The sequence below is a fragment of the Sphingomonas psychrolutea genome, assembly GCF_014636175.1.
In the GTDB taxonomy this organism is placed as follows: Bacteria; Pseudomonadota; Alphaproteobacteria; order Sphingomonadales; family Sphingomonadaceae; genus Sphingomonas; species Sphingomonas psychrolutea.
In genome coordinates, this window is sequence record NZ_BMDW01000014.1 from 1 (window position 1) to 12,953 (window position 12,953).

The 12,953-nt window shown below is 62.4% G+C and carries 7 protein-coding genes, 1 tRNA gene and 1 pseudogene; 1 reads left to right on the forward strand and 8 read right to left on the reverse strand.

Annotated elements, in window-relative coordinates:
- Window positions 1-303 precede the first annotated feature (303 nt).
- Window positions 304-2,757 carry an AAA family ATPase gene (locus IEV62_RS11785; protein ID WP_188447701.1) on the forward strand — a complete coding sequence of 818 codons (2,454 nt, stop codon included), beginning with the start codon at window positions 304-306 and terminating at the stop codon, window positions 2,755-2,757.
- 1,294 nt (window positions 2,758-4,051) lie between these two features.
- On the opposite strand, the gene istB is transcribed toward IEV62_RS11785, so the two are convergent.
- From istB to IEV62_RS11825, 8 genes and pseudogenes are all read right to left on the reverse strand, one after another.
- A complete protein-coding gene (gene istB, locus IEV62_RS11790) occupies window positions 4,052-4,912 on the reverse strand; it encodes an IS21-like element helper ATPase IstB (protein ID WP_188447703.1) in 861 nt (286 codons plus the stop codon).
- A pseudogene (istA, locus tag IEV62_RS11795) lies at window positions 4,909-6,398 on the reverse strand (IS21 family transposase). Before istA ends, istB begins: the two are co-directional and overlap by 4 nt.
- A gap of 449 nt (window positions 6,399-6,847) precedes the next feature.
- A tRNA-Lys gene (locus tag IEV62_RS11800) sits at window positions 6,848-6,923 on the reverse strand.
- 124 nt (window positions 6,924-7,047) lie between these two features.
- On the reverse strand, window positions 7,048-8,175 hold the full coding sequence (gene rodA / locus IEV62_RS11805; protein WP_188447705.1) for a rod shape-determining protein RodA: 1,128 nt from the start codon (window positions 8,173-8,175) through the stop codon (window positions 7,048-7,050).
- Window positions 8,172-10,274, reverse strand: coding sequence for a penicillin-binding protein 2 (gene mrdA, locus IEV62_RS11810; RefSeq protein WP_188447708.1), 2,103 nt, complete (start codon window positions 10,272-10,274; stop codon window positions 8,172-8,174). Before mrdA ends, rodA begins: the two co-directional genes overlap by 4 nt.
- Window positions 10,271-10,780: a rod shape-determining protein MreD gene (gene mreD / locus IEV62_RS11815; protein WP_188447710.1), complete on the reverse strand. Its 510-nt coding sequence runs from the start codon at window positions 10,778-10,780 to the stop codon at window positions 10,271-10,273. Before mreD ends, mrdA begins: the two co-directional genes overlap by 4 nt.
- Entirely contained in the window at window positions 10,777-11,676 is a 900-nt protein-coding gene (locus IEV62_RS11820; RefSeq protein WP_188447712.1) for a rod shape-determining protein MreC, read from the reverse strand. Before IEV62_RS11820 ends, mreD begins: the two co-directional genes overlap by 4 nt.
- Before the next feature lie 137 nt (window positions 11,677-11,813).
- A complete protein-coding gene (locus IEV62_RS11825) occupies window positions 11,814-12,860 on the reverse strand; it encodes a rod shape-determining protein (protein WP_188447714.1) in 1,047 nt (348 codons plus the stop codon).
- Window positions 12,861-12,953 lie beyond the last annotated feature (93 nt).

Genomic DNA, 12,953 nt, shown 5'->3' on the forward strand with positions numbered 1-12,953 from the left:
CTGAATCGCTTCTCCGAAATAGGAACACCGGTGACCGTCCGCCTCTCATAACATCTTCAAGTAAAAGCGCGGTTATGCTCTCGCGACGTTATGCAACAAAGCCATGCGACAGTCACAGCTTACAAACACAATTGGCGCTGCCCTCTACGTAGGCCTTGCAGCATCTACACTGGAAAAGCTCAGAGTTACCGGTGCCGGACCGCGATATCGCAAATTGGGTCGCGCCGTTCGATATCATTTTAGTGACCTAGACAATTGGGTTGACGCTCGCTCAATTGCGAGCACGTCACAATGTGTGAAGTCGTGCTAGCCGACCATGCGGCGCCGACTGCCGCTGCGGAGCCGCAACCGATCGATACGTCGGAGATGAGAGAGCTGGTCGTAAGTCATTTTACCCCGTCATCTGGTCGGCTTGGGAAAATCCGCGGCTTGGACACGAACGGCGAGCTCCGTAAAGCAACACACGGATTCCTTTACGACGGCGTCGTCGAGCGTAAGCGTTTTAGCTCGGTTCGCGAGTTCGCTGAATTCGCGAACAACCTTCCGGCTGGTCAGGCTATCGGGTTCGGCTTGGTCGATGGCGTTAGCGCGAATATCGTCACTTCTGCCGCCAAGAGCCTTTTGCCCGACGACGCGGCGATCGTATCGAGAACGAAACGATATTTTCAGTATAGGTCCGTGCCGGGCGTTTTAACGATCGACTACGATCCCAGGCCCGATCAGCAGCCATTCACGCCGGTTGAGCTTGTCGGTATTCTGAGGTCCTCAGTGCCGGAGCTCCGGCAGGTGGCGATCGCGGGGAAGTCGTCGTCCTCAGCCTATCTTTTTGGGCCGGACGGCCAAACGCTCGTTGGGGCGGCGGGCTTTCACCTCTCCGTTCCGGTTGCGGATGCCTCACTGATTCCGCAACTCGGCGCGATTATCCAAGACCGCCTTTGGTTAAATGGCCACGGTTACGCAAAAATCACTTGTGCGGGAACGATCAAGTTGTGCACGCCCATCGATGGATCGGTCCTCTCTCCAGAACGGATATTTTTCACTCGAGCAATGTGTGAAGATGGAGTCACGCAGCGTCTGCCCGACATCGATTATTTCCCTGGCGCTTTCGATGAGGTCCTCGAACGCGAAGGGTTCCTCGAAAGGTTGCCCCGCTTGACGGCCGAGGAGCAAGGCGCCGTCACCCTTCTGAAAAATGCGGCAAGCCATGAGGCTGCGCCAGAAGCGCGCGAGATAAGGAGGCAGTGGGCTGAAGGACAAGCAGATCTCCGCTTAAAGCTTGCGGCTGATCGAGGCGAACCAATAAATCGTGCGGACGTCCTCACAGAGATACTCATGTCAGCCGGTTCCGCTCTCCCCAAAGATCTGGTTTTATACCCACAGGGGCATGCGCCCATCACAGCGTGGGAGGTCTATTCTGATCCTGAGCGATGGGCCGCGGCGCGTTTTGCGGATCCCTTCGAACCTGATTATGGCGACGATCCGCGGATTGCCTGCGCCGTGTTCGATTCGGGTGAGCCGTACATTTACAGCCATGCCCACGGCGGCTCCAGTTACTTCTTTAGAACGGAGAGCGAGTGGGTTTCCGGCGCCGACGCGTTCTTTCCGCTGGCTCAAAGTCGGCGGCGGTTCGAGGCTGTGCCGGCGTCTGAATTTGCGGAGGGTCATCCAGCGCGGTGGTTAGTGAAGGGATTGCTTCCAGACGCCGCGCTTGCCGTAATTTATGGTGCGCCCGCCTCCGGGAAGTCATTTTTTGCCCTAGACGTTGTATGTAGCATTGCGCTCGGTGCCGAGTGGAACACGCGAAAGGTCGTCCAGACGACGGTGGTCTATATTTGCGCCGAAGGCGCGATGGGATTTCGGAAGCGAATTCGCGCTTACGAGCAACGGTTTGAAGTGAAGTTGGGGGAGCGGCTCCGAATCATCGGCGATCAACCTGATTTGCTTGGTGACCGCGACGTAACTGGTTTGATCGCTGAATTGGTAAGAGTCGAGCCAAGAGTAATCGTCATCGACACGCTGGCACAGGTCATGCCGGGGGGCGATGAAAATAGTGCGGTCGATATGGGAAAGGTATTGAAGCGCTGTCGCGAAATTCAAGCTGCGACGCAGGCTACTGTAGTCCTTATTCATCATGCCGGAAAGGACGCAACCCGTGGTCCCCGAGGTTGGTCTGGTCTTTTAGCGGCGGCTGATGCGGTAATCGAGGTATCTCGTTGTGCAGTCGGCAACGAGGCAAAAATCTCAAAAATGAAAGACGGCGAGGATAGCCTGACTTTTCCGTTTCAGCTTATTTCTGAATCCTTGGGGATGGACGAGGATGGCGATCCAATTACGAGCTGTACTGTTTCCTATAATCAGGTAGCAGATGGGGGCATTAGAAAGAGCCCACAGCCAGTCGGCGCGAATCAAATCGCACTGTATTGTGCTATCCATAAGCTATCCGAGCGCCGAAAACGGGTCACCGTTACCGAGGCTATAGAGAAGGCATGCGAGTCCGTCCCATACGATCGTGGAAATGATAAGACAAAATCCAAGCGAGATCAGCGGCGCGATCGTTTAATGAGGGCCATGGAGACGATGATCGTCCGGAATGTCCTATCGCTAGAGGGCGATAATATCGCCATTGCTGCTGCACCACACGCTTCATTGTCGGCATTTGAAGCAAATGAAGCGCCTACCACGGTTGCTTCAGCTGCTTCACCACCCCTTAGGGGTGAAGCTGGTGAAGCGTCTGGCTCACCGACCGCATTGACGTAAAGTTCGTTCTTGACGCCCCCACGCTTATCGTCGGGTGTACGATTTGGTGGATCGATAGGGGGTAGGGCCCAGGTCTGCTGTCGACCTTCGGTGCAGGTCGAGCAGAGCGTCGGAGATCCGGGCGCTAGCGGAGTGCGCCGGTCATTTTGGTGATTTTGGGGCGTGACGCAGCGTTGGCAGCATCTGCGCAATCCCGAACTCAAGAAAGCGAATTCAACATCACATAGCATTAACAGACGTCGTGGGTGATCCGAGCTGCAACACGATCTCGCCTGCGCGGGCGCGCAGGCGCACACGTACCGGTCGGGAAATTGCCCTGGCATCTGCTGGAAGCTGTATTTGCCTGGGTCACTTTTTAGGTGCGGGGCGGCGCCCGACGACAGCAATCCAAAGTGCGCAGCATCGGTCGACGAGGGAAATTGCAGAGCGATCTCGCGCGCGCTCGTACACGCGCGCGCGTACTGATGTCGAAACTGTTGTGGCTCGATGTCGTCGGTTGAATGCAGTTTTCGCGTCGCAGCTCACAGTCACTCCGGAAAGAATGCCGACCCCACAAATCCGGTGCTGTGCTCAGCACATGCAGATTCGACATTTTTGCAGTTAAGAGAACGCACTGGTTCGCCGACGACGGCCGCCGGTATGGTGATTAGAGCGTCGTGCCGTTAATTTGACCCATATCCTGCTGCCTTGAAGTAGTTTTGGCATTCGCTGGGAAGACACCCCCGACACATCAACAACGGGACGCAGGAGCGCGGCGAATGACGCTTTGTCTTAGCAATGGTGATCACCCGGACATCCGGGAGCATCGACGAGTTTTCCGTGGCGGCGGATACTGTGCAAGTTTTCCGCTCGAAAGCGCCTGGGAAAGGTCACCCGCAAATGCGGATCTTGTGGTTGCTGTGGCCTGGGATATTGGCCCTGGCAGCGAAAGGCGCGATGGCTATTTCATCCAGCGGCGCCGGTCGAAGACTTGGCCCTGGGCTCTCTGGGCTTACGTTTTCGATGACAACTGGGAAAGGTGGAGCTGGGTGCTGCGGGCAACGCCCAATTCGGCCTACACCGATGCCGCGACGGCTGGGCGCTCGCTTCTCGAGGCTTCATGGGCGTGGGAACGAGAGCAGTGGCAAACTGGACAGTTTGACGAGGTCGGATTCGCAGGACTCCTCACAGATTGTCAACGCCGGTCGGATTCCAGGCCAGCGGGGCGGAGTAAAAGCAGGCCATTGTTGATGCGGGCCTGACGATATGAAGAGGGCCCCGATCGGGGCCCTCTTCATATCGTTGTCGTCGTCGATCAGGCGGTGGTGATCTCGCCGGTTTCGGGGTCGATGATCTCAGTGGCCTGGTTTTGCTCCGCCCTGGCGGCGGAGCGTCGGCGCCCGGCGGACTCCTTCAGCCGGTAGCTATCGCCATTCATCGTCAGGATGCTGACGTGGTGGGTGAGCCGGTCGAGCAGCGCGCCGGTGAGCCGCTCGCTTCCCAGCACCTGGGTCCAGTCCTCGAACGGCAGGTTGGAGGTGACGATAGTGGAGCCACGCTCATATCTTTGGGAGAACACCTCGAACAGCAGCTCGGCGCCCGTGGGCGACAGCGGCACATAGCCAAGCTCGTCGATGATCAGCAGCTTCACCGCGGCAAGGTCGCGCTGCATTTTCAGCAGGCGGCGTTCGTCGCGCGCTTCCAGCAGCTGGCTGACCAGCGCGGCCGCGGTCGTGAACGTCACGGTAAAGCCCTTCTGGCAGGCAGCCAGACCGAAGGCGAGCGCGACATGCGTCTTGCCCGTGCCGCTGTTGCCCAGCGCGATGATGTTCTCGCGCCGCAGGACATACTCACAGCGGGCAAGCTCCAGGACGAGCATCTTGTTGAGGCTCGGGATGGCGGTAAACTCGAACGTGTCGAAGCTCTTCACCGCCGGGAACCGTGCCGCCCTGATACGCCGCTCGATCGTGCGCCGTTCGCGGTCGATCAGCTCGAGCTCGATAAGCCGCAACAGATAGCGCGGGTGATCGGTGCCATCGCGCGCGCACTCGCGGGCCACCTTGTCATACTCGCGCAGCACGGTGGGCAGCTTCAACTGCTTGAGGTGATGGGCCAGCAGCACCTGCGGCGTGCCGCTCATCGTGCCGCCCGGCATCGTATCGGGTGCGCCGCTCATGCCGCCAGCACCGCATAATCGGCGGCCGAGGTCGTCTTCACCGCCGTTCGCGGCAGGTGCGGATACGCCGCCAGGTCGAGCCGGGCGGGTCGCCGCTCGATGCGCGCCAGCGCGATCAGCTTGATCGCATCGAACCCGACCGCACCGATCTGGATCGCATGGGTCACCGCGCCCGTGACGACGTCGAGCGGCAGCGCCTCCAGCAGGCGCAGCTACCCAAGATAAACTCACGCTTGCCCCGGTTGCCCATCCGAGCTTCGAGCAGGTGTCGCAGGTGCTGGAACACATCCGGCAACGCCCAGCCCTGCAACGCTGCGGCTTGGTCGAGCGCGCCGGGCTTGGTCTCGATCAACGCCAGATAGTGGAGCGGGTTGGCGACGAACACGCCCTCGCCATAGCACCGCTGGTGGCGAGCGATCTCCTTGCCGCCGCACAGGATCACCACCTCGGCGACGAAGCCCTTCACCACCACGTCCTGGAAGCCGTAAGCGGTCGGCACCGAGTAGTCGTTGGTCCGATAGCGCACGAGCGCCATCGACGAGACCCGCCCGCTGCGCTTCTCGCAGGGCTCCAACGGCACCGCCGGCAGCGGCCGCAGCGCTGCGTGATCGGCCACCAGCCGCTCGCCGATCGTCTCGGCATGGCGGCCGGCATGATCGCGCTGTCGAGCGCGGCAGCGCTCTTCCAGCATGGCGTTCAGATCGTCGAAGCTGGCAGCGTGCGGGACCGGCACCATGAAGTTGGCGCGCGAGAACTTGACCAGCCCTTCGACCTTGCCCTTGTCGTTGCCCTTGGCCGGTCGCGCGAACCGATCGCGGAACAGGTAGTGGCTGCACAACTCGGTGAAGGCACGCGTGCGTTCGCGCCTCCCGTCGCCCAGGATCTTTGCCACCGCGATCGTCGTGTTGTCGTACAGGATCGATAGCGGCACGCCGCCGAAGAACGCGAACGCCGACACATGCCCGTCGAGGAACGCCTCCGTCGTCTCGCGCGGATAGGCCTTCACAAAGCAGGCATCCGACTGCGGCAGGTCCATGCACAGGAAGTGGATCTTCTGGCGCACCCCGCCGATCACGCCGACCGCCTCGCCAAAATCTACCTGCGCATGGCCCGGCGGGTGTGCCAGCGGCACGAACGTCTCGCGGCCGCGCGCCCGGCAAAGCCGGACATGATCCTTCACCACGGTATATCCGCCGGCAAAGCCATGCTCGTCGCGCAGCCGTTCGAAGATCCGCTTGGCCGTATGCCGCTGCTTCACAGGCGCTGTCCGGTCAGCCTCCAGGATCGCATCGATCACCGGCAGCAGCGGCCCCAGCTTCGGCTTCGCCGCCGGTTCCTTGCGCGTATATCCCGGTGGCAGCGAGAACCGGCACATCTTGGCCACCGTCTCTCGGTTGAGCCCGAAAACCCGCGCCGCCTCGCGACGGCTGTGGCCCTCCACGAACACGAAGCGCCGAACGGCGGCATAACTCTCCACCCCAAACATCCCCGGCCGCTCCCAAAAGAAGCAACCTTACCAACGGCTGGATTTTACTCCGCCACGCTCAGCACCGCGCCGGCGTTCCGATGGCCTGCTTTGTCACCGGCGCTTCCACCATGGTCAGCCGATATCCGCGCCGCTGAAAATTGATCAAGCCCCCGATGCAGCGGCGCTGCGCTGGCACAACGAGCACTGCTATCGGGGGTGACGGTCAACCAATCCGCGCCTTCGCGGTCTTTCGAAACACCACCCCGCCAATACCGTTTATGGCCTGCACCAGGGTCAGCACCTCGGTCTGGCTGATGGGCGGGGGGAGTCGCAGTCACCGTCCTTCCGCCGGACGGTTAGCACCACCTTCCCCGGGGCGGTGCAATGCCGTGCTTACAAGGTGCTTATATGCGAGCGCGAGCCCAATTATCCCGACTCATAATTGGCCACTAAGTCACTGAGAATTATGGTGGACGCACTTGGGCTCGAACCAAGGACCCGCTGATTAAGAGTCAGCTGCTCTACCAACTGAGCTATGCGTCCGAGTCCCGGCGATCTGGCGAGGCGCGTGGTGGCGCGACCGCTGCGGGAGGCGGTCGGTTAGCAGCGTAGCGGCCCGATGCAAACCCTTTTTTCATGTCCCCGCCCAAAATCGGTGCGTGCTGCGTTACCAGCGCGTCGTCTGGCGGTTGCTGCGGTCGATTGACATCAGGATCCCAAGGCACAGCATGAAGGTCATCTGGCTCGACCCGCCATTGCTGATCAGCGGCAGCGGCACGCCGACTACGGGCGCCATGCCCATCACCATCGCCATGTTGATCGAGACATAATAAAAAATCGTCGCGGCCAGGCCCGCCGCGGTCAGGCGGGCGAAGCGCGATTGCGCTTGCAGCGCGGCCGCCAGGCCCCATTGCACAATCACGAAGAAGGCGAGGATCAGCAGCACGCCGCCGATCAAGCCCCATTCCTCCATCATCGTCGCGAGCGCAAAGTCGGTATGGCCTTCAGGCAGGTAATCCAGATGGCTTTGCGTGCCGTTCAGAAACCCCTTGCCGAAGATGCCGCCCGATCCGATCGCGATCTTGGACTGGCTGATATGGTACCCAATCCCGAGCGGATCGCTTTCGGGATCAAGGAAGACCAGAATGCGGTTTTTTTGATACCCGTGCAGCACGAAATTGATCGCAAGCGGGATCGCCGCGCCCAACGCCAGCGCGCCGCCGATGAAGAGGCGGAGCGGGACGCCCGCCAGAAACATTACGGTCACCCCGCCAATCGTGATCATTAACGCGGTGCCGAGATCGGGTTGCTTCATCACCAACGCTGCGGGCAACAGGATCAGCAGCGCGGCAGGCCAGATCGCGCCGAAGCGTCGTGTCTCATTGGGCGGCAGCAGGTCGTAAAACTTCGCGCAGGCAAGCACGATGCACGGCTTCATCAGTTCCGATGGCTGCAACCGGATAAACCCGACGTCGAGCCAGCGTTGTCCGCCGCCACGCACCGCGCCGACCAATTCGACCAGCACGAGCATCACGCACAGGATGCCATAAGCAGGCAGCGCGATCTGGCCCCACGTCTCTTCGCGGATGCGTGACAGCGCGATCGCGCCGGCCAGCAAGACGAAGAAGCGAATACCCTGCGAAAGCGCCCAGGGCCGAATATTCCCACCCGCCGCCGAATAAAGCACGAGCAGGTCGAAACAGCCGATCGCCAGCACCAGCAGCAGGATCTTCCACGGAAGCTGTGCGAGGGGCGCAGGCACGAAGGCAAGCCCATTGGCGGGACGCGTGCTCATTGCGGATCGGTTTCGGTCGAGCCGTCTTCGGCAACGGTATTGCCGGGGGCGGCGGAATTGGCGAGCGCTTCGGACGCGGCGACATCGGCCGCGGTGGCGGCGCGGACGGCGGGTGCGTCGGTTGGCGCGGTTGCGCCGAGTTCGGTCTGGGCCCCGATCGCGAGCGGTGGCGCACCCGCGGCGACGCGATAGGCGGCGCTCTCGGCCGCCATCCGCGTCTTGATGTCGCCGCCCCAGGTCGGCTCAGCCTCGGCGAGCGACGCCAGCGCGCGGTCCTTGTCGAACAGATAGGTCATGATGTCGCGGGCGATCGCCGGAGTGTCGAGGTTGCGAACGGTATGCCCGCCATGTTCGAGCACCACGGCGATCGCGTAGCGCGGGTTATCGTGCGGTGCGAAGCCCTGGAACAGCGCGTGATCGCGCAACTTGAAGGGGAGCGCGCCGTTCTTGAGCACGCCGCCGGCCCGCTCGCTCATCGTGATCCGGCGAACCTGCGCGGTTCCGGTCTTCCCCGCGAGCGCGATACCCGGTGTCAGCATCCGCGCAGCGCCGCCCGTTCCCCCGCCATTGACGACGCCCCACATCGCTTCGTGGATGAGGGCGAGGTGATCGGGCTGTACCGCCAGCGCCGGGGCAGGGTGAACATGATCGGCCAGGATACGCGGCTGTAGTCCGCGGCCGGATGCAAGACGCGCGGCCATCACCCCAAGTTGCAGCGGGTTGGTCAGGACATAGCCTTGCCCGATCGACGCGTTGAGTGAATCCGCGACGGTCCAGGACGTCTGATACTTGCGTTGCTTCCACGCGCTGTCGGGTACGGTGCCGAAGCGTTGGCTGGAAAAGGGTAGGTCGAATTTCTGCCCCAACCCGAGCGCGCGTGCGACGGGCGCCACATTATCGTAGCCGAGCCGTCGCACCATTTCATAAAAATAGATGTCGCAGCTCTGCATGATCGCGTTTTTGAGGTCGAGCGAACCGTGGCCGCGTTTTTGGTGACAGTGGAAGATGCCGGTGCCTACACGCAATGCGCCCGAGCAGAACACGCGCTCGTCCGCGCTCACCCCGGCGTGTAGCAAGGCCAAGCCATTCATCGGTTTCACGGTCGAGCCCGGGGGATACAGACCTTGCAGAACCTTGTTCATCAGCGGAACATGGTCGTTATCCGACAGCATCTTCCATTCGAGATGGCTGATCCCGTCGGAGAAGCTGTTGGGATCATAGGCCGGCATCGATACCATCGCGAGCATCTCGCCGGTGCGGCAATCGAGCACCACGACCGATCCGGATTGCGTGCCGAGCCGCCGCGCGGCGTAATCCTGCAGGCCAATGTCGATGGTGAGCCGCGCATTGGCGCCGGGTTCGTCGGGCTTGGTCGCGAGTTCGGCAACGATCTTGCCACGCGCGGTTACTTCGACGCGCTTTTGCCCCGCGACCCCGCGCAACGTGTGTTCGAGCGTCTTTTCGAGGCCATCCTTGCCGAGCTTGAAGCCCGGCGTCACCATCAGCGGGTCGCGGGTCTGCTTGAACTGTTCGGCCGACGCAGCGCCGACATAACCGGTCAGGTGCGCGACTGCGGCACCCGTCGGGTAACTGCGCGAAAAACCGCGTGTGGGCGCAACGCCGGGCAATTCGGGCAAGCGCACGCTGACTGCGGCGAAACGCTCCCAATCGAGGTTCTGGGCGACCTGTACCGGCTGGAAACCCGCGGCATTCTCCAGATCGGTGACGATCCGGTCCATTTGTTCGGGCGGCAGTTGCAGGATTTCGCGCAGCAGCCCAAGCACCCGGCCCTTATTTTCCAGCCGATCGGGGATGATGTCGACGCGGAAATCGGTACGGTTGTTGGCAATCGGCGTGCCATGCCGATCAACGATCCAGCCACGCCGCGGCGGAACGGGCGTGGTGTTGACGCGGTTGCTTTCGGACTTCAGCGTATATTGCGCGTTCTCGACGATCGAGAGCCAGCCCATCCGTCCCGCAAGCGCCAGCCCGAACACGCCTTGTGCCGCGCCCAGCGCGACCGCGCGCCGTGAGAAGCTGTAGCTTTGCGACGCTTCGGTCACCATGCGCTGCGATTGCCCGAAGATCGGCCGGTTCATGCCTCCTCCTCATCGCCGGCCAACATGGCGCAGAGGCGCGCGGCAAGCGGGAAAAGGAGGACTGAAATCGCGATCTGGAGTAGTAACACCGTATCGACATGCGCGTCGATCGGCGTCGCGACCAAGCGTCCGAGGATCAGGCAAAAGCCGATCGAGCCCGCGGCAACCAGCCAGTCCTGCCAGAACGTGCGATAAACCACGCGCTGGTCGATCAAGTCGATCATGAAGAAGCACAGCGTCCAGAACAGCATCGCGCTGCCCAGCGGCTGTCCAGAGACCAGGTCGTCGAACAGGCCAAGCGGTAGCGGCGCCCAGACGCGCAGGCTTTCCGACCGGGTCAGTCGCCAACCAAGCAGCATCAGCAAGCCGAAGGGTGGAAGGATCTGCACGCTCGCAATCAGCGGCCATAGCGTCAGTGCGGAGCCTGCCATGACCGACAATGTCGGGACGAAGCGCGCAAAACTACGGTCGGGCGCCTCGTCGAAAGGTCCGCGGACCGCCCTCACGGCGCTGGCTTGCTGGCAGGTGGCGTCGCTGATGACGTCGGCGTCGGCGGCGGCGGCGGCAGGAAGGCGCGTTGGACAAGCGCGTAGTCGACCGTGTCGGGCTGCGCGAAGCTGCGCCCGATCGCTGCATCGCGACCACGCCGGATAATCCGCGCGACGGGCACGTTGGGCGAATAGATCCCGCCGATCCCCGAGGTGACGAAGACATCGCCCGGCCCGAAATCGGTGGTTGCGAAGGCGACCGACTTTACGTCGAGCAGCCCGTCGCCGCGCCCGGTGGCGAGCGCTGGCATACCGTCGCGCGTGCGGCGGACCGGCACGACGCTTTCCGGATCGGTCAGCAGCAGCACGCGCGCGCTGTTCGGCCCGGTTTCGAGAACGCGCCCGATCAACCCTTCGGGGCCGCGCACCGGCTGCCCCTGCGCGACGCCTTGCCACGATCCCGCGTTGAGCACCGCAAAGCGACGCGTACTGGAGGCCGAGGAACTGACCAAGCGCGCCGCGACGACTGGCTCCGCGATCCGTTCGCGTACGCGCAGCAGCGCCAGCAAGCGATGATTGTCGTACGATAGCGAACGCGCGCGCATGAACAGCGCATGCTGATCGGCAAGCTGTTTACGCAGCGCCGCATTCTGATCGCGCACCGCGAGATAGTCACCGATCCCGCCAGGGATCGAGCCGAACCAGCGCCCGACGCCGGAAACGCCCGAGGAGACAGGCGTGGTCACCTCACCGACGCTCGCGCGGAGCGTAGCGAAAGCGGGCGGGTCGAGCGTCGAGAGCGCGAGGAGGACCGCAGCGACGAGCGAGCCCGCCACCGCGATAACATATCCCAAAAAGAGGCTATATTGCGCCCGCCGCGAAAAACCCGGGCGCCGAGTGCGAGGCGGCGCCATTTTACCCCCATCCAATAGCCCGAGGGCCGCCAAAACGTATCGTCGCTTTACGCGATGTAGAGCGGGCTGAGTAGAGGGGAACCCCGCTGTTTCAGCCCGCTGGTCGTGTCATTTCAGTGCGCCGGGCACGGTTTGCATTACGCGCTGTGCAAGACGCCGCGGAACACCGGATCTTCGAGCGCGCGACCGGTGCCGAGCGCGACGCACGTCAGCGGATCGTCGGCGATCGTCACCGGCAGGCCTGTCTCGTCACGCAGCACTTCGTCGATGCCCTTCAGCAATGCGCCACCGCCGGTCAGCACGATGCCCTGATCGACGATGTCCGCCGCCAGTTCTGGCGCGGTGTTTTCGAGCGCGATGCGGACGCCCTCGACAATCTGTCCGACCGGCTCGCTCAGCGCTTCGGCGATCTGGCCCTGGTTGATCTGGATTTCCTTGGGCACGCCGTTGACCAGATCGCGCCCCTTGACGTTGATCGTCAGGCCGATGCCGTCGGCCGGTGGCTTGGCGACGCCGACTTCCTGCTTGATCCGCTCGGCCGTGGCATCGCCGATCAGCAAATTGTGGTTGCGGCGGACATAGGAGACGATCGCTTCGTCCATCTTGTCACCACCGACACGCACTGACGTGGTGTACGCAAGGCCGCGCAACGACAACACCGCGACTTCGGTCGTGCCGCCGCCGATATCGACCACCATCGACCCGATCGGCTCGGTCACGGGCATGTCGGCACCGATCGCGGCGGCCATCGGCTCTTCGATCAGCCAGACCTGGCTGGCACCGGCGTTCGACGCGGCATCGCGGATCGCGCGGCGCTCGACCGAGGTCGAGCCCGAGGGCACGCAAATCACGATTTGCGGCCAGCGCATGAAGCGGCGTTGCCCGCCATGCACCTTGTGGATGAAATGCTTGATCATTTGCTCGGCGACATCGATGTCGGCGATGACGCCGTCGCGAAGCGGGCGGATCGCCTGGATGCTGTCGGGGGTCTTGCCCATCATCAATTTGGCGTCGTCGCCGACTGCCTTGACGCGCTTGACGCCATTCAGCGTCTCGACCGCGACGACCGAAGGTTCATTGAGCACGATGCCCTTGCCGCGCAGATAGACGACGGTGTTGGCGGTGCCGAGATCGATCGCCATGTCATGGGAAGAAAAGCGGAAGAGATTCGAGAAAAAGCCCATGGATCGTTCCGTTTCGCGCCGGACTTGAATGTCGCCGACAGGTCGCACAATGCCCGTTCGTCGCTTACATCCGGGGCTTTCAGGGCGGGAAAA